This is a genomic window from Intrasporangium zincisolvens (genome assembly GCF_034724055.1).
In the GTDB taxonomy this organism is placed as follows: Bacteria; Actinomycetota; Actinomycetes; order Actinomycetales; family Dermatophilaceae; genus Monashia; species Monashia zincisolvens.
The window spans coordinates 143868-162967 of sequence record NZ_JAWIIL010000007.1; the positions used below are offsets into that span (position 1 = coordinate 143868).

Genomic DNA, 19100 nt, shown 5'->3' on the forward strand with positions numbered 1-19100 from the left:
CAGGCGGCTGCGCGCCGGTACGTTCGAAAGGTGACGTCGGGCCAGCGGCGGGAGCAGGCCACGTGGGAGCGGGTGCTCCCCGGTGTCGCCGTGCTGCGCCGCTACCAGCGCGCCTGGCTCCGAGGCGACGTCCTCGGCGGCATCACCGTCGCCGCCTACCTCGTGCCGCAGGTGCTCGCCTATGCCGAAGTGGCCGGACTGCCGGCGGTCACCGGGCTGTGGGCCGTGGGTCCGGGCCTGCTCGTCTACGCGGTGCTCGGCTCGTCCCGGCAGCTGTCCGTCGGGCCCGAGTCGACGACGGCCCTCATGACGGCGGCCGGGGTCGGCGCCCTCGTCACGGCCGCGGGCGGCGTCCTCGCCCGGGAGAACGCCGCGGCGCTCATGGCGGTGGCGGTCGGCATCATCTGCGTCATCGGCTTTGTGGCCCGGCTCGGGTTCCTCGCCGACCTGCTCTCCAAGCCGGTCCTCGTCGGCTACATGGCCGGCATCGCCGCGCTCATGGTCGTCAGCCAGATGGAGAAGGTGACCGGCCTGCAGGTCGAGGGCGCCTCGTTCGTCCAGGAGGTCGGCTACGTGCTGACCCACCTCGGCGACATCCACCTGCCGACGCTGCTGCTGTCGCTCGGCGTGCTGGCCACGCTGCTGCTCCTGCGGTGGTGGCGGCCGCTGTGGCCCGGCCCGCTCATCGCGATGCTCGGGGCCACCGTGCTCGTCTGGGCCTTCGGGTGGTCCGACCGGTTCGGCATCAAGGTCGTCGGGCCCATCCCGCAGGGGCTGCCCGGGTTCAAGCTCCCCTCACTCACCGACATCGACGTGTGGGCGCTGCTGCCGGCCGCCCTCGGCGTCGCCGTCGTCGCCTACTCCGACAACGTCCTCACGGGCCGGGCGTTCGCGGCCCGGCACCGCGAGGTGATCGACAGCAACCAGGAGTTCCTCGCTCTCGGCGGCGCCAACGTCGCCACCGGTCTGCTGCAGGGCTTCCCGATCAGCTCGAGCGGCAGCCGCACCGTCATCGCCGACGCGATGGGCGCGCGCACGCAGCTGCACTCGCTCGTGTCGCTCGTGCTCGTCATCGCGACGCTGCTCTTCCTCGGGCCGGTCATCGCGGCCTTCCCGCTCGCGGCTCTCGGCGGTGTCGTCGTCTACGCGGCGATCCGGCTCGTCGACGTCGCCGAGCTGCGGCGCATCGCCCGGTTCCGCCACAGCGAGCTGGTGCTCGCGCTGTCGACGACCGTCGCCGTGCTGCTGTTCGGCGTCCTGCCGGGCATCGGTGCCGCGGTGGCGCTGTCGGTGCTCGACCTGGTGCGCCGGATCGTCCACCCGCACGACGGCGTCCTCGGCTACGTGCCGAACTACGCCGGGATGCACGACATCGACGACCATCCCGGCGCCGTCCAGGTGCCGGGGCTCGTCGTGTATCGCTACGACTCACCGCTCTTCTTCGCCAACTCCGACGACTTCGTCAAGCGGGCGCTCGCGGTCGTCACGGAGGCGCAGTCGCGGGGGCGCGTCGAGTGGTTCCTGCTCAACGCCGAGGCCAACACCGAGATCGACCTGACCGCCGTCGACGCCCTCGACTTCCTGCGGTTGCGCCTGGAGGACAAGCGGATCCGGTTCGTCATGGCCCGCGTCAAGGAGGACCTCCGGTCCTCGCTCGCCGCGGCCGGGTTCGTCGAGCGTCTCGGTCAGGACGCCATCTACCCGACCCTGCCGACGGCCGTCGCCGCGTACGTCGACGCGTACGCGGCCGAGCACGGGGCGCCGCCGGCCGGCCTGCGCATCCCCCCGGTGCCGGCTCAGCCCGACCCGGCCGCCCCGGAGCCCGACTGACGCGATCGTTCGCGGCCCAGCGCCAGCAGCGCGGCCACGGCCAGCGCGCCCGCGGCCACGCGTCCGGCCAGGCGCACGGCGGGGGCGATGTCGGCGACCGACGCCGCCGGGCCGGTGCCGAGCGTGCCGCGGTCCTCGACGCGTCCGTCGTAGGTGTTGGACCCACCGAGCCGCACGCCGAGGGCGCCGGCGAAGGCGGCCTCCACGACGCCGCCGTTCGGGCTCGGGTGGGCCGGTGCGTCCCGCTTGACGGCCTCCCACCCGGCGCGCACGCGGGCCGGCGTGGCCGCCGATGCGAGGGTCAGTGCTCCGGCAACCCGAGCCGGCACCCAGTTGGCGACGTCGTCGAGCCGCGCTGCGGCCCAGCCGAACTCGCGGTACCGCTCGGACCGGTGCCCGACCATCGCGTCGAGGGTGTTGACGGCCCGGTAGCCGAGCAGGCCCGGCACGCCGAACAGCCCACCCCACAGCAGGGGCGCCACGACGGCGTCCGACGTGTTCTCGGCGAGCGACTCGACGCAGGCGCGGGCGACGCCATCCGGGTCGAGGGTGGAGGGGTCGCGCCCGACGAGGTTGCGCACCTGGACGCGGGCGGCGGGCAGGTCGCCGGCACGCAGCTGCTGTTCGATCGTCGTCGCCTCCCGTGCCAGGGAGCGACCGCCGAGGACGGCCCACGTCGCGGCGGCCGTGGCCACCGTTCGGGCAACCCGGTGGCGCCGGGTGGCTGCCTCTACGGCCGCGCCGGCCGCCACGGTCACGCCGACGAGCACCGCCACGTGCGCGGCGCCACGGCGGCGGCTGCGGGCGTAGGTGCGTCTCTCGAGCGCGACTGCGACGGAGCCGAACCCGGCCACGGGGTGCCACCGGCGCGGGTCGCCGACAGCCTGGTCGGCGAGCCAGCCGAGGGTGAGCCCGAGCGCCCGCGCGCTCACCGCGGTGCGAGCACGTCGAGCCCGGCCACCGCGCCGATGACCGCGACCGCGGGGGCACCGAGGCCGGCCGCCCGCGCCGCGGCGTCGATGCCTGACAGGGGTGCCCGCACGGAGCGCATGCTCGGCAGGCCTGCGTCGGCGACGACGGCAGCGGGGGTGTCGGCGGGAAGCCCCTCGCGCACCAGGGTGTCGGCGATGGCCCCGAGCGTCGCGACGCCCATGAGCACGACCAGCGTCGTGTTGCTCCGCGCCACCGCCCCCCAGTCGAGGGTGCTGCGCGGGTCGCCCGGTGGCACGTGGCCGCTGACGACGGTGAACCCCTGCACGAGCGCCCGGTGCGTCACGGGGATGCCGGCGAGGGCCGGGGCCGCGATGCTCGAGGACACCCCGGGCACGACGACGACCGGCACGCCCGCGGCGACGCACGCCTCCGCCTCCTCGCCGCCACGGCCGAAGACGAAGTTGTCGCCGCCCTTGAGGCGCGCGACGTCCCGCCCCTCGAGGGCGTGCTCGACGATCACCCCGTTGATCTGCTCCTGCGGGGTGAAGGCACCTCGCGGGATCTTGCCGACGTCGACGAGGATCGCGTCGGGGCGGGCATGGCGCAGCGCGTCGATCGGTGCGAGCCGGTCGTGGACGATCACGTCTGCGGTGCGCACGGCGTCGAGACCCGCCACCGTGAGCAGCCCGGGGTCGCCGAGGCCACCCCCCACCAGGGTCACCGTGCCGACGCGTCGGTCCTCGGGCGTCGTCCGAGGCGACGCTTGCGCGTGTTGGGGTGCCCGCACCGGCCGGGCGCGGATGACCACGTCGAACTCGGCCGGGTCGGCCGCTGGGTCCCGGGTGACGAGGCCCCGCTCGACGAGGTCGCGGAGCGTGGTCCCCAGGGCGTCGTCGGGTGCGTCGACGGTCACCGTGGCGCCCTCGCGCAGCAGTGTGGACACTGTTGCGGCCGTGGACGGCTCGACGCCGACGATCAGGACCCGGCGACCGCGGAACATCGACTCAGGCGACACGACGACTCCTCAGTTCGGACAGGGCGGACACGAACGCGTGCGACGTCGCGGCGTCGCGGACGGCGACGCGGATCCATGCCGGACCGAGCCCCGGGAACGTCTCGCCGCGGCGCACGGCGAACCCGCGCGCCGCGAGGTCCTCACGGACGGACGCGGGGCCCAGCGGCGACGTGTCGACGAGGACGAACGGCGTGGCGGGTTGTCCGGCGACCGCGAAGCCCGCGGCGTCGAGGGCGGCCAGGAGCACGGCCCGGTCGCGGCCGAAGGCGAGGGCAGCGGCCTCCGCCTCGGCCCTCGCGCGGTCGGACGTGCAGGCGACGGTGGCGGCGAGGGCGGGAGTCGACACCGACCACGGCGGTTGCACGGCGCGGAGCCGGGCGACGAGGTCGGGGTCGCCGACGACGTAGCCGGCCCGCAGCCCGGCCAGCCCCCACGTCTTCGTCAGCGAGCGGAGCACGAGGACACCGTCGAGGTCGTCGCCGTGCCCCAGCAGCGACTCCGGCTCGCCGGGTACGGCGTCCATGAACGCCTCGTCGACGACGACCACGCGGCCGGGGGCCCGGAGCGCGAGCACGTCGGCGCGCGGGTGCAGGACGCCCGTCGGGTTCGTCGGGTTGCCGACGACGACGAGGTCGGCCTCGGCGCCGGCGCCGCCCGCGCGGTAGGCGGACGGGTCGAGGCGGAAGCCGTCGTCGGCGCCGAGGACGTGCCGGTGCACGTCGTGACCGGCGGCCCGGAGCGCGGCCTCCGGCTCGGTGAACTGCGGGTGCACGACCGACGGGCGACGCACCTCGATGGCTCGCGCGACGAGCGTGAACGCCTCGGCCCCGCCGGCGGTCGGCAGCACGGCTTCGACGGGGACGCCGTGCCGGGCGGCGATCGCCTCGGAGGCGGCCGTCGCGTCGGGGTAGCGGCCGAGGTCGGCGAGCGACCGGGCCACGACGTCGGCGAGCCACGGCGGCGGCGCGGGCAGGCGCACGTTGACGGCGAGGTCGACGAGGCCGGGGGCGACGTCGCGGTCGCCGTGGTGGTGCAGGTCGACGCTCACCGTCGGCTCCCGGCGGCGGCCGGTACGTGGCGTTCGGCGTACGCGTGGATCGACGACGCGAACTGCGCTGCGAGGAAAGGATGCCCGGCCCAGTGGGTGTGCAGGTACGACGCGTGCAGCGTCGCGCGCCCGGTGCCGGCGGGGTCGAGGGCGAACCCCTCGGGCTGCCCGTCGAGGAGCCAGGCCGCCTCGCCGGCGGCCACGTCGCCCGCGTCGGTCGTCACCACCGTGCGGTGGAACTCGTGCCCCGTCACGCGTCGGCCCGGCTCGGCGACGACCGACGCCGCCGGCGCCACGGCCGACCGGTAGCCCATCGTCAGGCGCGGCCCCATCGAGGCGACGGCGGGAAGGACCCCGGCCATCCGGTCGCCGTCGAGGCTCTCGCACAGGTAGAGCAGACCGGCGCACTCGGCCACGGTCGGCAGCCCGCCGAGCACGGCGTCGCGGACCTCGCCGAGCAGCGAGGAGTTGGCGGCGAGCGCCTCGGCGTGCACCTCGGGGAAGCCGCCACCGAGGTAGAGCCCGGCCGTGCCCGGGGGGAGCGACGCGTCGCGCGTCGGGTCGACGACGACCGGCTCGAGCCCCGCGGCGCGCAGCAGCTCGTCGGTCTCGGTGTAGCGGAAGGTGAAGGCGGGGCCGCCGGCGACGGCGACGACGGGGCGGTCCGCGTCCTCAACGGGGTGCCCGAGCTCGGCCGCGGCGTCCCACGGCGTCCCGGTGAGGTCCGGGGCGGACCGGGCGATCGAGAGGACCGCGTCGAGGTCGACGTGCGAGGCGACCCGCTCGCCGAGCCGCCCGACCGCGGCGGCCGCCTCGTCGCGCTCGGCCGCGGGCACGAGGCCGAGGTGGCGCGACGGCGCCTCGATGCCGACGTCGCGCGGCAGCACACCGAGCACCGGGACACCCGAGGTCTCGACGGCCGACCACACCTCGCGCAGGTGCCGGCCCGACGCCGCCTTGTTGAGCACGACGCCCGCCACCCGGATGCGCGGGTCGAAGGTCGCGAGGCCGTGGACGATCGCCGCCGCGGTGCGCGTCGTGTTCGACACGTCGACGGTGAGCACGACGGGCGAGCTCGTCAGCGCCGCCACGTGCGCCGTCGAGGCGAACCCGTCGGTGCCGAGCCGGCCGTCGAACAGGCCCATGACGCCCTCGACCACGGCGACGTCGGCCCCGCGGCCGGCGTGGAGCAGCAGCGGCTCGATGCGGTGCTCGCCGCAGAGGAACGGGTCGAGGTTGCGGCCGGGGCGACCGGTGGCGACCGCGTGGTATCCCGGGTCGATGTAGTCGGGGCCGACCTTGAGTCCGGCGACGTCGAGGCCCCGGCCGCGCAGCGCCGCCATGAGCCCGGTCGCGACGGTCGTCTTGCCGTGGCCCGAGCCCGGGGCGGCGACGACGAGCCGTGGCAGCCGCGTCGTGGAGGGCGGGGGCGTCGGGTCGGGAGTCTGGAGCCGGCCGAGCGCGGTGTCGAGGGCGCTCACCACTCGATCCCCCGCTGGCCCTTCTGGCCATCGTCGAACGGGTGCTTGACCTTCGTCATCTCGGTGACGAGGTCGGCGAGGTCGACGAGCGCCTCCGGGCAGCGCCGGCCGGTGATGACGACGTGCTGGTGGCCCGGCCGGTCGCGCAGGGTGGTGACGACGTCGTCGACGTCGACCCAGCCCCACGCCATCGGGTAGGTGAACTCGTCGAGCACGTAGAGCCCGTGGGCCTCGGCGGCGAGCCGGCGCTTGATCTCGGCCCAGCCCTCACGGGCCGCCTCGGCATGGTCCTCGTCGGTGCCCTCCTTGCGGGTCCACGACCAGCCGCTGCCCATCTTGTGCCACTCCATCGGGCCGCCGACGCCGGCGTCGCGGTGCAGCTGCCCGAGGGTCTCGACGGCGGTCTGCTCGCCGATGCGCCACTTGGCGCTCTTGACGAACTGGAACACCCCGACCGACCAGCCCTGGTTCCACCCCCGCAGCGCGAGGCCGAACGCGGCCGTCGACTTGCCCTTGCCGTCGCCGGTGTGGACGACGACGAGCGGGCGGTTGCGGCGCTGGCGGGTGGTCAGTCCGTCGGCGGGGACGGTCGTCGGCTGTCCGCGCATCAGGCGGCCCTCCTGCTCGTGGTGGCGGTCGCCGTGCCGGTGCGCGCGGCGTCGAGGATCGTCTGCGCCGCGACCTCGCCGACGGGCACGTGCTCCGCCCCGAGGTCGACGGCGAGGCGGGCGGCCAGGCCGAGCCGCATCCGGCCCGACTCGCAGTCGACGACGACGGCGTCGACGCCCTCGTGGTGCAGCTGCCGGGCGACGCGCGTGGCGCGGGCCACGGCGTCGGGCCCCGCGGTGGCGCGTCCGTCGGTGACAACGACGAGCAGAGGGCGCCGGCTCGGGTCGCGCAGCCGCTCGACGCGCAGCGTCTCGCGTGCGGTCAGCAGGCCCTCGGCGAGCGGCGTCCGGCCGCCGAAGGGCAGGTCGCGCAGGCGGGCTGCGGCGACGTCGACCGAGCCGGTGGGCGGCAGGACGAGCACGGCGCCGGTGTCGCGGAAGGTGACGAGGCCGACCTTGTCGCGCCGCTGGTAGGCGTCGAGGAGCAGCGACAGGACGGCGGAGGTGACGGCCTCGAGGCGGCGTCGCGCGGCCATCGAGCCGGACGCGTCGACGCAGAGGAGCACGAGGTTGGACTCGCGGCCCTGGAGCACGGCCCGGCGCAGGTGGCTCGGGTGCACGTGGAGACGTGTGGCGGTGCCGGGGGAGTCGTTCCTCCGGTCGGCCGCCGCGGCGCGGACCGTCGCCGGCAGGTGGAGCGGGCCGGTGGGCGCGGTGGTCTCGCGGACGCGTCGGCCGGTCGTCGTGACGGCGGCCGAGCGGCGTCCGGCGGCGCCGTGGCCGAGGCCGCGTGCGCTGAGCAGCCGGGCGCGGGGTGCCTGGTCGGGCACCGGCGCGGACCGCGCGGGCGCGCTGCCGCCCCCGGCCGGGCGTCCCTCGGTGTCCTCGGGCTCGCCGGGCTCGCCGGGCTGGCCAGGCTCGCCGAGCTCGGACGCGTCACCGTCCGGCGCGTCCCCCTCCGGCTGCGCCTCCGGGGGTCCGCCGTCGTTTCCAGGGCCGCCGCCGCCGTCGTCGTCCCCTGGGTCCTCCGGGTCGTCGTCGCCGAGGAGCTGGTCGAGGAGGTCCTCGTCGAGGCCGGGAGCGTCGAAGGGGTTGCGCCGGCGGCGGTGCGGCAGGGCGAGGCGCGCGGCGGCCCGGACGTCGTCGCGGGTCACGACGGTGCGCCCGCTCCACGCCGCGTGGGCGACGGCGGCGCGGGCCGTGACGATGTCGGCGCGCAGGCCGTCCACCTCGAACCCGGCGCACACCTCGGCGATCCGCGCGAGCACCGCGTCGGGCAGCACGACGTCGCGGACCCGCTGACGGGCGTCGGTGATGCGCTCCCGCAGCGCGTCCTGCTCGGCCTCCCACCGGCGGGTGAACCCGGCCGGGTCGGCGTCGAAGGCCATCCGGCGGCGGACGACCTCGGCGCGCAGGGCCGGCTCGCGCGGGGCGGCCACCTCGACGGTGAGCCCGAACCGGTCGAGCAGCTGCGGCCGCAGCTCGCCCTCCTCCGGGTTCATCGTGCCGACGAGGACGATCCGGGCGGCGTGCGACACCGAGACGCCGTCGCGCTCGACCGTGCTACGCCCCATGGCGGCGGCGTCGAGCAGGAGGTCGACGAGGTGGTCGTGCAGCAGGTTGACCTCGTCGACATAGAGGATGCCGCGGTGGGCGGCGGCGAGCAGGCCCGGCTGGTAGGCGGTCTCGCCGCGTCCGAGCGCGCGCTCGAGGTCGAGGGAACCGACGACGCGGTCCTCGGTGGCGCCGATCGGCAGCTCGACGAGCCGGGCCGGCCGGGTGTCGGATCCGGCGCCGGCGCCGGCGTCGTGCGGACCGTCGGGGCACGACGCGTCCGGGAGGGCGGGGTCGCAGCCGAAGCGGCAGCCAGGCACCACCGCGAGCGAGGGCAGCACCGCGGCCAGGCCGCGGACCGCCGTCGACTTGGCGGTGCCCTTCTCGCCGCGCACGAGGACGCCGCCGACCTCCGGCGAGACCGCCGTGAGGACGAGCGCCAGGGCGAGGTCGTCGGAGCCGACGACGGCCGAGAACGGGAACGTCGGCGTCAGCGTGGGTGCCGCACCTCGTGAGGGGGTGGCGGGGTCGGTTGAACCGTCGCGCATGCGTGGCCTCCTGCGGGTGCCTCGCCCGCGTGGTCGTCCAGGACCGGCCCGGACGGGCGCGGTCGGCGACGAGGGACGTCCTGGCTCCCCCGCAGGCGGGGATCACAGTGGCGGGACCGCTCCGGACTCTCACCGGATTCCTCTCCCGTCGCCACCGGGCAGTCTGCCAGAACCCTGCGCGGCCCGACGGGCCGAGCCCGCGGGGCAGGCGTCAGGCGGTGCGGGGCAGGAGGTCGAGACCGACGTCGGTCGGCAGGGCGCCGACGATGGAGCGCCACACCTGGCCGGCCGAGGTGCCGGCGAGGAACGGACCGTCGGCGTCGGCGTCGATGCGCAGCAGCCCCGCCGGGGTGTCGAGCCAGGCGACGCGTCGGGTGACGGTCGTCGGCCCGACGGCGTGGGCGACGTCGATGCCGCACACCTGCCACCGGCCCGAGCGCAGCGACGCGGCGACGACGGGCCAGGCGGACGCGGCGCCGGCCAGCTCCTCGGCGGCGTCCTCACGGGTGAAGGGGTCGCACGACAGGAGCGCGTCGAGGACGTCGGCGTGGACGCGCCCACCGCGGCCCTCGAGGCGCGGCCGCGACTGGAGGTCGGTCACGCGAACGAGCGTCACGGCGAGGAACTCGGCGTCGACCTCCAGGAAGTCGTGCGTGCCGTCGCCCCGGTCGAGCAGCAGCGCCGACACGCGGTCGAGCCAGCCCTCGTGCAGCCGAGTGCCGCACGGCGTCGACACCTCGACCTCGAGGCGGGCGCACGGCTCCTCGACCGTGCCGAGCCCGGCCCGGACCGACGGGTGCGCGCGCCCCTCGACCGCGACGCCCGATGCCGCGAACGACACCTCGGCGAAGGGGTCGCCCGAGCGTCCGACGTGGTCGACGAGAGCGAAGAACGTGTCGGCATCGGTGCGCAGCCGCGCGGTCGAGGCGTCGAACTCGAGCGTGCCGATGGGCCCTGCTGCCTGGTGGTCGTCCGTGTGCATGCTGCTGCCTACCCTTGTTCCCCCTGGGGCCGGGCCCCGTGCGATGTACTCGCCCCCGCGAGTGCCGTGCGAAGCAATGATGGGGCAAATCCTCCTCAAATGGACGGTTACGACCGTCGAATCTGCGCCGGGCGACCGATTCCGTGGGACGACCGTGGTCGGCGCTAGGGTCACCCGCGTGGTCGAGGTGATCGTCGAGGTGGTCGGGGTGGGTGCCTCCGGGCTGTCGTCGCTCGGCGCGGACGCGCGTCGGGTCGTCGACGCCGCGGACGTGCTCGTCGGCGGGACGCGGCACCTGGAGCTGGCCGCGGACCTCGTTCCGAGTGCCGAGCGGATGCCCTGGCCCTCGCCGTTGCTGCCGGGGCTGCGCGAGCTGCTCGGACGCGTCGCTGGGCGTCGCGTCGTCGTCCTGGCCAGCGGCGACCCCCTCGTCTCCGGGATCGGCTCGACCCTCGTGTCGGCGCTCGGTCCCGACGCCGTCCGGATCCACCCCGGCGTCTCGTCCGTCGCGCTCGCCCGCGCCCGGATGCGGTGGTCGGCGGAGGAGTCCGACGCCGTGACGCTCGTCGGCCGCGACGTCGACCGGCTCCGCCGCGAGCTCGCCCCGGGCCGGCGCCTCGTCGTGCTGACGAGCGGGCCCGACGCCCCCGACCGCGTCTGCGGGGTGCTCACCGAGGAGGGGTACGCGTCGAGCCGCGTGACGGTGCTCGGCCACCTCGGCGCCGACGACGAGACGCGCACCGACGGAGTCGCTGCCACGTGGCCCGGTGGGCCTGCCCCGACGCTGCACCTCGTCTGCGTCGAGTGCGTGCCCGACGCCGGTGCCCGCCCGCTCTCGCTCTCGCCCGGCCTGCCCGACGACGCCTTCGACCACGACGGCCAGCTGACCAAACGCGTCGTGCGGGCCGCCGCCCTCGCGCACCTCGCACCGCAGCCCGGCGACGTCCTCTGGGACCTCGGCGCCGGAGCCGGCTCGGTCGGCATCGAGTTCGCCCGCCAGCACCCGCGCAACCACGTCATGGCGGTCGAGCGCGACCCGGTCCGCGCCGAGCGGGTGCGCGCCAACGCCCGACGCCTCGGGGTGCCCGGCCTCGAGGTCGTCGAGGCGCGGTCGGCCGACGTCGTCGACGACCTGCCCGCGCCCGACGCCGTGTTCGTCGGCGGTGGGGCGAGTGCCGACCTGCTCGACCGGGCCTGGGCTGCACTGCTGCCCGGCGGCCGGATCGTCGTCCACGGCGTCACCGTCGAGACCGAGCTGCTGCTCCACGACGCGCGCGCACGCCTCGGCGGTGCGCTCACCCGCATCGCCGTCGAGGACCTCGAACCGCTCGGCTCGCTCACGGGCTGGAAGCCCGCCCGAGCCGTCGTCCAGTGGTCCGCGACGAAACCGCACCCCGCCACCGAGGAGCCCGCGTGACCGTCCACTTCATCGGTGCCGGGCCCGGCGCGGCCGACCTGCTCACCCTCCGGGCCACGCGTCTGATGGCCGCGTCGCCCGTCTGCCTCTACGCCGGCACGTACATTGGCGCCGAGGTGCTGGCGCACTGCCCCGACGGTGCGACCCTCGTCGACACCCAGGACCTGTCGCTCGACGAGATCGTCGCGCGCTGCGTCGAGGCCCACGAGGCCGGGCACGACGTCGCGCGGCTCTGCTCCGGCGACCCGTCGATCTACTCCGCCGTCGCCGAGCAGACCCGACGCCTCGACCGGGCCGGCGTGCCCTGGGACGTGACGCCCGGCGTCCCCGCCTACGCCGCGGCCGCCGCGCTCGTCGGCCGCGAGCTGACCGTGCCCGAGGTCACCCAGTCGGTGGTGCTGACCCGCGCGCACCGCGACTCGACGGCGATGCCGCCCACCGAGGCGCTCGCGAACTTCGCCCGCACCCGAGCGACGCTCGTGCTGCACCTCGCGATCCGCCACGTGCGCCGCCTCGCCGCCGAGCTCGTCGACGACTACGGCTCCGACTGCCCCGTCGTCGTCGTCGCGAACGCCGAGCAGCCCGACCAGCTCGTCCTGCGCGGCACACTCACCGACATCGCGGACGCGGTGGAGCAGGCCGGCCTGCGGCAGGCCGCGGTCATCCTCGTCGGACACGCTCTCGGCGCCCGCGAGACCGACGACTTCGTCGAGTCGCACCTGTACGGAACGCGAATCACCAACCGGCAGTGAGTGTTTGGGTGTCCTGATGGCATCGGGGCGCGTCGTGTGTCAGGATGCGACTGCCGCAGTGCACGGGAAGTCGGTGTGATTCCGACGTGGTCCTCGCCACTGTGACCAGGGAGCAAGTCCCCACCACCGCCACTGACGACCGCAGGTTCGCGCCGGGTCGTCGGGAAGGCCGGGGAGGAGCGTCGATCTGGAAGCCAGGAGACCGGCTGCGGCGTGATCTGTCCACGAGGCATGGAAGAAAGGGTCCATCCACCATGGCCACTGCCGCTGTCGCAACCCCCACCACCCGCGTCCACGTTCCCGTCTGGGCATGGGCGCTGCTCGCGTTCGCCGTCTTCGCGCTGTACGTCCTCGCGCAGGAGAACGGCGCGCTGCTCAGCGCGCCTGCCGCGCAGATGCTCCACGAGCTGACGCACGACGCGCGCCACGCCCTCGGCGTGCCCTGCCACTGAGGTGGGGGTGAGCTTCGGCTCCGTGCTGCGGCGCGGGGCCCTCTCCGGCGTGCTCGCGGGCCTCGCGTCCGCCGCCGTCATCTGGCTCGTCGTCGAGCCGGTCATCCGTCGGGCGCTCGCGATCGAGGACGCACGGAGCGAGCACGCCCACGGCGGAGGGCAGTCCGGCCTCGGGCTGCCCGCGTCGCTGCTCGCGCACGGCGGTGACGAGCCGCTCGTGTCGCGCACGGCCCAGGTCGTCGCCGGCGGCGTCACCGCCGTCCTCGTCGGCCTCGCCGTCGGCGTCGTCTTCGCGGTCGTCTTCGCGCGGATGCGCGACCGGCTGCCCGGGCGCGGCGACCTCGGTCGCGCGCTCGTGCTCACCGCCGTCGGGTTCGCCGCCGTCAGCCTGCTTCCCGGGCTGAAGATGCCGGCCAACCCACCGGCGGTGGGTGATCCCGACACCGTCGGGCAGCGGACGACGCTCTACGTCCTCGTCCTCCTGCTCGGGGTGGCGCTCGCGCTCGCGGTGCCGACGCTCGACCGCGCGCTCGCTGGACGCGTCGAGGCCCCGACGCGCTGGGCGCTCGACGTGCTCGCGGTCGTCGTCGGCGTCGCGCTCGTCTTCGCCCTCGTACCGGGCACCCCCGACGTCGTGCCGGTGGACGTACCGGCCGACCTGCTCTGGGACTTCCGCCTCGCGTCGCTGGCCCAGCTCGCGACGATGTGGCTCGCCCTCGGGGTGTCGTTCGGGCTGCTGATGGAGCGTGCTCACCAACGTGAGCGGGTCGCCGCGTGAACCGCACCGGTGAGCGACTGTGCATCGTGCGCGCCTGCCGTGACTGCTGCTGCGGCACCGAGGCCAAGCACCCGGGCGTCGACCACGACGGGCTCCTCGCCCGCCTCGAGGCCGGCACGCGGGGGCGCGCCCGCGTGCTGCGCAGCGCGTGCCTGCTCGCCTGCGACGAGTCGAACGTCGTCGTCGTGACGCCCTCGCCGATCGGGCGCAGCCAGGGCGGGCGCCCGGCCTGGCTGCGCCGGGTGCTCGACGACGCCACGGTCGACGCCGTGGCACTGTGGGTTCGTCGTGGCGGACCGGGCGTCGTGCCGCCGCCGGCCGAGCTCGCCGGGTCGCTGTTCGCGCCGAACGCCCTGTCGGTGAGCTACGCCCCGGCCGATGCGGTGGAGGCGGTCGGCTCGGGCGTGTGACGCCCGGCGTCGACGGGTCACCGCCGCAGCGTCAGCCAGCGTTCGTCGACGACGAACCCGAGCGCCTCGTTGGCGGCGAGGATCGCGGAGTTGTCGTCCGAGCCACCGGTGCGCACCGACGCGACACCGTCGGCGGCGAGCCCCAGCAGCGACGCTGCCTTGACCCCGGTGGCCAGGCCCCGGCCGCGCCAGGCCGCGGCCACGACCGTGACGTCGACCTCGGCGCGGGAGCCGTCGACGTCGACCCAGGTCATCGCCACGAGCGCGTCGTCGGGATGGAGTGCGCCGAACGCGCGTCGACCCGGCGTCGGCGTGGCGGACTCGGCCGTGAGCGGGTGGTGCGCGGTGGCGACGTCGCCCGGGTAGTCCGCGACGGTGGCGTCGTCGAGGGCCAGCGCGGCGTCGGTGTCGGCCGGTCCGAGCTCGCGCACCGTGAGCGGCTGCTCGACGCGTCCGGCGGCCGCGCGGAGCACCGCATGGTCGGTCGCGGTCAGGTCGATCTCGGCGGCCCACGACCGCGCGCTCACCGACCAGCGCTCCGCCAGGAGCGTCGCCACGCGAGGGTCGTCCGCACGCAGCACGACCGCCGCGGCCGGGCCGGGCGTCGGCACCGGGTCAGTCCTCGTCAACGGCCGGCGCCTCGTCGACGAGAAGGTCGAGGTGGACGCCGAGGAGGCGGCCGTCCGCGTCGTAGGTGCCGACGACGGGGTAGTAGCCGTCGCCCCAGCCGGAGTGGCACAGGACGACGTTCTCCCCGGCTGCCGCCGCGGGCATGATGATGTTGGCGCACCCGCCCCGGAGGTGGGACTCGTCGTCCATGCGGTCGAACCAGGCATCCGGGCGGCCGTTGTCGAACACCGTCTCGTACCAGTTGCCCTCGGGCATGCAGCGCGCGATCGCATCGGCGTCGGCGAAGCCGACGGTGCCGGCGTCGACACCGACGCCGTAGAACTCGCCGTCGGATGCGGGCTCCCGTCCCTCGGGCGTCAGCGTCTCGCTGCGGACCGCGACGCCGTCGGCGAGGACGACGCTGAGGTAGGCCTCACGCAGGTGCGTCCCGTCCTGCCCTTCGCTGACGTCGGCGACCGTGACGCGGACGGGGTGGTCGCCCGGCGGCACCGCGACCACGAGGCCCTCGCCGAGCGTGACGAAGGGGTCGCTGGCCTCGAGGCGGCCACTCGGCACTCGCACGGTGCCGAGGTCGTGGACCTCGTGGGCGTAGCGCGTGCCGTCCACGCGTCCGGAGGTCAGCGGCAGGAACGTGTTCGGCGGCGTCATGCGGCGAGACTAGGGGTAGTGACCGACGGTGCGGGGCGCTGCCGTGGCAGGCGACCGGTACCCGTCACGAGCCTTAGGGTGAGGCCATGACGGACGCCTCCCGCACCACGTACGTGCTCGTCGACGGCGAGAACATCGACGCCACGCTCGGCACCTCCATCCTCGGGCGGCGTCCGCGCCCGGAGGAGCGGCCGCGGTGGGAGCGCCTGCTCCAGTTCGCCGAGGAGGAGTGGGGCCAGCCCGCGCAGGGCCTGTTCTTCCTCGCGGCGAACACCGAGCTGCCGATGGCCTTCGTGCAGGCCCTGCTGGCGATCGGGTACCGACCCGTGCCGCTGTCCGGGGCGCCGGGCCAGAAGGTCGTCGACATAGCCATCCAGCGCACCCTCGTCGAGCTGCGTAGCCGCGAGTCCGACGTCGTCCTCGTCAGCAACGACGGCGACTTCCTCGAGCAGCTCGGCGACGTCCTCGACGGGCGCCGGGCCGGGGTCGTCGGCTTCACCGAGTTCCGCAACAAGGGCTTCGACGCGCTGACCGACCGCGGTCTCCAGCTGTTCGACCTCGAGTACGACGTGCTGGCCTTCAACACGCACCTGCCGCGGGTCCGGATCATCCCGATCGACGAGTTCGACCCGACCCAGTTCCTCTGAGCTGCAGACGGGTTCGCCCCGCTCGTCAGTCGACGAAGCGGGGCGTCCACACCTGCCCGGACGGCGTGACCCGGGTGCGCGTCGCGCCGACCATGACGAGGCACTTCATGTCGATCGACGCCGGGTCGAGCTCGCCGAGCGTCGTGACGGTCAGCGACTCCTCGGCCCGGCCGACGTCGCGCCCGACGACCACCACCTGGTCGGCGCCGCGGACCTCGAGCAGTAGCTCTCGGGCCAGGGCCACCTGCTCGGTGCGGCTGCGCGAGGCCGGGTTGTAGATCGCGATGGCGAGGTCGGCCTCGGCGGCGGCGTGCAGGCGCGCGGCGACGACGTCCCACGGCTTGAGCCGGTCGGACAGGGAGATGACGGCGAAGTCCCCGCCCAGGGGCGCGCCGGCCCGGGCGGCGACGGCCTGCGCGGCGGTGACGCCGGGGACGACGCGGATCGCGACGTCGCCGTAGCCGTGGGCCTCGGCGGCCTCGAAGACGGCCGAGGCCATGCCGAACACGCCCGCGTCGCCACCGGACACGACGGCGACCCGCTCACCCTTGCGGGCCAGCTCGAGGGCGTCTCGGGCGCGGTCGACCTCGACGGTGTTGCCCGACGCGTGTCGCGTCAGCCCCTCCCGCTGCGGTACCCGCGCCACGTACGGCGCGTACCCGACGACGTGCCCGACGCCGGCCAGCTCGGCCGACGCCTCGGGGGTGAGCCATCGCTCGGGGCCCGGTCCGAGTCCGACGACGACCACCTCACCGACGCCGGTGTCCGCGGAGGGCGTGACCGAAGTGCTCTGCGCCGCAGCGGTGTTCGCCATCGACGAGGCGGCGCGACCGGCGGCATCCGCGCGCAGGTCGCGCCCCGGCACGACGACCATGGACATGTACGGCACGGTCGACGCGTCGACGTCGGCGACGGGAAGCACGCGCTCGGCGTCGCTGCTCGCCCGTTCCACGTACCGTGCCTCGTCGAGGCGGCCGGCCTGGCGCAGCGCCTCACGGACGTTCTCGAAGGTGCGGCCGAGCTTCATGACGACGGCGGCCTCGGTGTCGGCCAGTCGCCTGGCGAGCTCTGGCACCGGCAGGGTCCCGGGCAGGATCGTCAGGACGTCCTCGTGCCGGCACAGTCCGGTGGCGACCGCCGCCGCGGACCCGCTGACCGACGTCACGCCGGGCACGACGGCCGTGTCGTAGCGGTCGGCGAGCCGGTCGTGCAGGTACATGAACGTGCCGTAGAAGAGTGGGTCGCCCTCGGCGAGGACGACGACGTTGCGGCCCGAGTCCAAATGCGCCGCAAGGCGATCCGCCGACGCGTCGTAGAAGTCGGCCATGAGGCCGTGGTAGCCGAGGGGGTGGTCGGTGGTGCCCGTCGTCACCGGGTAGGCGAGCAGCTCCTCGAGCACGCCCTCGCGGACGTACGGCGCGGCGATGCGTCTCGCGATCGAGTCGCCGCGCGGCCCGCTGTGGTAGGCGACGACGTCGGCGTCGCCGATGAGCCGGGCCGCCTTGACGGTGACGAGCTCGGGGTCGCCGGGGCCGACGCCGACACCGCGCAGCCGGCCGCTCACAGCTCCTCCTCACGGGCCAGGGCGTTGACGGCCGACGCGGCGAGGGCGGACCCGCCGCGCCGCCCGTGGACGACGAGCCACGGGATTCCGTAGGGGTTCTCGGCCAGGGCCACCTTCGACTCGGCCGAGCCGATGAACCCGACCGGGATGCCGACGATCGCCGCCGGGCGGGGGCCGCCGTCGGCGACGAGCTCGAGGAGGTGGAACAGCGCGGTGGGTGCGTTGCCGATCGCGACGACCGCACCTTCGAGCCGCTCGCCCCAGAGGGACACCGCCGCGGCGGACCGCGTCGTGCCCCACTCGCGGGCGAGTGCCGGGACCCGTTCGTCGCGCAGCGTGCAGACGACCTCGTTGTCGTGCGGCAGTCGCGCGCGGGTGATGCCCGAGGCGATCATGTGGGCGTCGGTGAGGATGGGCGCCCCCGCGCCCAGCGCAGCCCGGGCGGAGCGCACGAGGTCGGCGTGCACGGCGATGTGCTCGGTGAGGTCGACGTCGCCGCTCGCGTGGACCATCCGCACCGCGACGACGCGGGCGTCCTCGGGCAGGTGGTCGAGCCGGGCCTCCGAACGGATCGTCGCGAAGGACCGGCGGTAGATCTCCTGCCCGTCGTCGACGTACGCGTACCGCCGCGTGGGGCGGGTCAGGGTGGTCATCGGTCCTCCGAGGGGTGGGGCGAGGGGGATGTCGTACGGGTGACTGTGGCGACGGCGTCCGCGAGCGAGCGCGGTGCGAGCACGTCGACGAAGCAGGATGACGGTGTGCCGCAGCGTCGTTCGCAGCCGCTGACGTGGACCGGGAGGGTGCCCGGCGGAAGGGCCGGGGCGAGCGCGCGGGCGAGGCCACGGGTGTCGACGTCGGTGCGCTGGCAGCCCGGGGCGCCGGTGCAGGCGTGGAGTCGCAGCCACGGCGACCCCGGCTCGACCACGAAGCCTGCCTCCTCGAGACGGCCCAGCCCGGTGGCCGCACCCGGCACGACGAGGGACCGCCACGGGGTCACGACGACCTCGTCCGCCAGCCGGGACAGGCTGTCCACGTGCTGGCGCGTCAGGAGCCCGAGCGGTACCGCGACGACGGCGTGGTCGCCGACGGCGCCGACGGGTCGAGCCTGCTCCCGGGGGAGCGGGAGGTCGATCGCCGACACCTCGAGGTGGTCGACGATCTCGCGGACGTGCCAGGCTCCGGGCGCCACGGTGGTACGCACGTCGAGGAACCGCCGCGCCACCCCGACCATCGCCTCCGCCGCGCCGTCGAGGTCGACGACGAACCCTCGGTCGGGCGAGCCGACGAGGACGGCCGCGCGTCGCGCGTCGAGCGCGAGCAGGCCGACGTCGAAGGACTCGCGGACGACGTCACCACGCCCGTCGTCGACGACGAACAGGAAGCGTCCGGGCAGGCGGGCGAGCCCGGCGTCGGCGCACAGTGCGGCGTCCAGAGTGCGGACCACGGGTCTCAGATCGCCGTGCCCGAATCTGTCCAGGCCCGACAGCGGCGAGGCGACGACGTTGCGGACCAGCTCGTGGGCTGCCGACGGTACGAGGCCGGTCGCCGTGATCGCACGGCGCACGTCCGATGGCAACGGGTCCTGCAGCCCGCGCAGCTGCAGGGCGGCGCGCGACGTCAGCTGCAGCGTCGGATCCGGTTGTGCTGCAACGATGTCGAGCAGTCCAGCGAGTGCGTCGACGGGAACCGGTCGGCCCCCCGGGCGCACCCTGACGATGGCACCGTCGGCCGCGGCGAAGGGTCGCGAGACGCCCGGGCAGGCGTCTGCTGCCGTTCGGTCGCGGGTCCCCGGGGCGGTCACGC

General features: G+C 75.3%; 19 protein-coding genes and 2 riboswitches. Of the genes, 7 read left to right on the top strand and 12 right to left on the bottom strand.

All coding sequences use genetic code 11. The annotated features are described in order from the left end of the window. The first annotated feature begins 30 nt into the window (after positions 1 to 30). Positions 31 to 1830, top strand: a complete 1800-nt coding sequence (locus tag RY076_RS17735) for a SulP family inorganic anion transporter (protein ID WP_323100407.1) — start codon at positions 31 to 33, stop codon at positions 1828 to 1830. On the opposite strand, the gene RY076_RS17740 is transcribed toward RY076_RS17735, so the two are convergent. The 7 genes from RY076_RS17740 to RY076_RS17770 all read right to left on the bottom strand — a co-directional run bounded on the left by RY076_RS17740 (position 1797) and on the right by RY076_RS17770 (position 9999). Further along, entirely contained in the window at positions 1797 to 2762 is a 966-nt protein-coding gene (locus RY076_RS17740) for a cobalamin biosynthesis protein (RefSeq protein WP_323100408.1), read from the bottom strand. The genes RY076_RS17735 and RY076_RS17740 overlap by 34 nt on opposite strands. Beyond that, the gene (cobA, locus tag RY076_RS17745) at positions 2759 to 3778 is read right to left on the bottom strand and encodes a uroporphyrinogen-III C-methyltransferase (protein ID WP_323100410.1); all 1020 of its coding nucleotides are present in this window, start codon (positions 3776 to 3778) and stop codon (positions 2759 to 2761) included. Before cobA ends, RY076_RS17740 begins: the two co-directional genes overlap by 4 nt. Next, complete coding sequence (cobC, locus tag RY076_RS17750; protein ID WP_323100411.1) at positions 3768 to 4826, bottom strand: Rv2231c family pyridoxal phosphate-dependent protein CobC; 1059 nt, start codon at positions 4824 to 4826, stop codon at positions 3768 to 3770. Before cobC ends, cobA begins: the two co-directional genes overlap by 11 nt. Beyond that, entirely contained in the window at positions 4823 to 6307 is a 1485-nt protein-coding gene (locus tag RY076_RS17755; protein ID WP_323100413.1) for a cobyrinate a,c-diamide synthase, read from the bottom strand. Before RY076_RS17755 ends, cobC begins: the two co-directional genes overlap by 4 nt. After that, the gene (gene cobO, locus RY076_RS17760; protein WP_413785793.1) at positions 6304 to 6915 is read right to left on the bottom strand and encodes a cob(I)yrinic acid a,c-diamide adenosyltransferase; all 612 of its coding nucleotides are present in this window, start codon (positions 6913 to 6915) and stop codon (positions 6304 to 6306) included. Before cobO ends, RY076_RS17755 begins: the two co-directional genes overlap by 4 nt. After that, positions 6915 to 9017 carry a VWA domain-containing protein gene (locus tag RY076_RS17765; protein WP_323100415.1) on the bottom strand — a complete coding sequence of 701 codons (2103 nt, stop codon included), beginning with the start codon at positions 9015 to 9017 and terminating at the stop codon, positions 6915 to 6917. Before RY076_RS17765 ends, cobO begins: the two co-directional genes overlap by 1 nt. Before the next feature lie 77 nt (positions 9018 to 9094). Next, a riboswitch (cobalamin riboswitch) is annotated at positions 9095 to 9158 on the bottom strand. A 70-nt stretch (positions 9159 to 9228) separates the two neighbouring features. Beyond that, complete coding sequence (locus RY076_RS17770; RefSeq protein WP_323100416.1) at positions 9229 to 9999, bottom strand: hypothetical protein; 771 nt, start codon at positions 9997 to 9999, stop codon at positions 9229 to 9231. A 178-nt stretch (positions 10000 to 10177) separates the two neighbouring features. On the opposite strand from RY076_RS17770, the gene cbiE reads away from it, so the two are divergent. The 5 genes from cbiE to RY076_RS17795 all read left to right on the top strand — a co-directional run bounded on the left by cbiE (position 10178) and on the right by RY076_RS17795 (position 13808). After that, positions 10178 to 11416 carry a precorrin-6y C5,15-methyltransferase (decarboxylating) subunit CbiE gene (gene cbiE, locus RY076_RS17775; RefSeq protein WP_323100417.1) on the top strand — a complete coding sequence of 413 codons (1239 nt, stop codon included), beginning with the start codon at positions 10178 to 10180 and terminating at the stop codon, positions 11414 to 11416. Beyond that, entirely contained in the window at positions 11413 to 12168 is a 756-nt protein-coding gene (gene cobM / locus RY076_RS17780; protein WP_323100418.1) for a precorrin-4 C(11)-methyltransferase, read from the top strand. The genes cbiE and cobM overlap by 4 nt, the downstream gene beginning before the upstream one ends. 39 nt (positions 12169 to 12207) lie before the next feature. Continuing rightward, positions 12208 to 12393, top strand: a riboswitch (cobalamin riboswitch). A 29-nt stretch (positions 12394 to 12422) separates the two neighbouring features. Then, a complete protein-coding gene (locus RY076_RS17785) occupies positions 12423 to 12620 on the top strand; it encodes a CbtB domain-containing protein (RefSeq protein ID WP_323100419.1) in 198 nt (65 codons plus the stop codon). Between the two features lie 7 nt (positions 12621 to 12627). Then, complete coding sequence (locus tag RY076_RS17790; protein WP_323100421.1) at positions 12628 to 13398, top strand: CbtA family protein; 771 nt, start codon at positions 12628 to 12630, stop codon at positions 13396 to 13398. After that, positions 13395 to 13808: a hypothetical protein gene (locus RY076_RS17795; RefSeq protein ID WP_323100423.1), complete on the top strand. Its 414-nt coding sequence runs from the start codon at positions 13395 to 13397 to the stop codon at positions 13806 to 13808. The genes RY076_RS17790 and RY076_RS17795 overlap by 4 nt, the downstream gene beginning before the upstream one ends. A 17-nt stretch (positions 13809 to 13825) precedes the next feature. On the opposite strand, the gene RY076_RS17800 is transcribed toward RY076_RS17795, so the two are convergent. Together RY076_RS17800 and RY076_RS17805 are read right to left on the bottom strand one after the other, a co-directional pair. Further along, positions 13826 to 14437 carry a GNAT family N-acetyltransferase gene (locus RY076_RS17800; protein ID WP_323100424.1) on the bottom strand — a complete coding sequence of 204 codons (612 nt, stop codon included), beginning with the start codon at positions 14435 to 14437 and terminating at the stop codon, positions 13826 to 13828. Continuing rightward, a complete protein-coding gene (locus tag RY076_RS17805) occupies positions 14424 to 15086 on the bottom strand; it encodes a DUF4241 domain-containing protein (protein ID WP_323100426.1) in 663 nt (220 codons plus the stop codon). The genes RY076_RS17800 and RY076_RS17805 overlap by 14 nt, the downstream gene beginning before the upstream one ends. Positions 15087 to 15172: 86 nt before the next feature. Here RY076_RS17805 and RY076_RS17810 point away from each other — a divergent pair, with 86 nt between their 5' ends. Beyond that, positions 15173 to 15733 carry an NYN domain-containing protein gene (locus RY076_RS17810; RefSeq protein WP_076261227.1) on the top strand — a complete coding sequence of 187 codons (561 nt, stop codon included), beginning with the start codon at positions 15173 to 15175 and terminating at the stop codon, positions 15731 to 15733. 25 nt (positions 15734 to 15758) lie between these two features. Here the strand turns inward: RY076_RS17810 and RY076_RS17815 are convergent, their stop codons facing one another. From RY076_RS17815 to RY076_RS17825, 3 genes are read right to left on the bottom strand one after another with little or no spacing between them, the layout of a single operon-like run. Next, positions 15759 to 17297 (bottom strand): precorrin-2 C(20)-methyltransferase, encoded by a 1539-nt coding sequence (locus RY076_RS17815; protein ID WP_323100428.1) that lies wholly within the window; start codon positions 17295 to 17297, stop codon positions 15759 to 15761. After that, on the bottom strand, positions 17294 to 17950 hold the full coding sequence (locus RY076_RS17820; protein ID WP_323100430.1) for a precorrin-8X methylmutase: 657 nt from the start codon (positions 17948 to 17950) through the stop codon (positions 17294 to 17296). The genes RY076_RS17815 and RY076_RS17820 overlap by 4 nt, the downstream gene beginning before the upstream one ends. Beyond that, on the bottom strand, positions 17947 to 19098 hold the full coding sequence (locus tag RY076_RS17825) for a precorrin-3B synthase (protein WP_323100431.1): 1152 nt from the start codon (positions 19096 to 19098) through the stop codon (positions 17947 to 17949). The genes RY076_RS17820 and RY076_RS17825 overlap by 4 nt, the downstream gene beginning before the upstream one ends. Between the last annotated feature and the right edge of the window lie 2 nt (positions 19099 to 19100).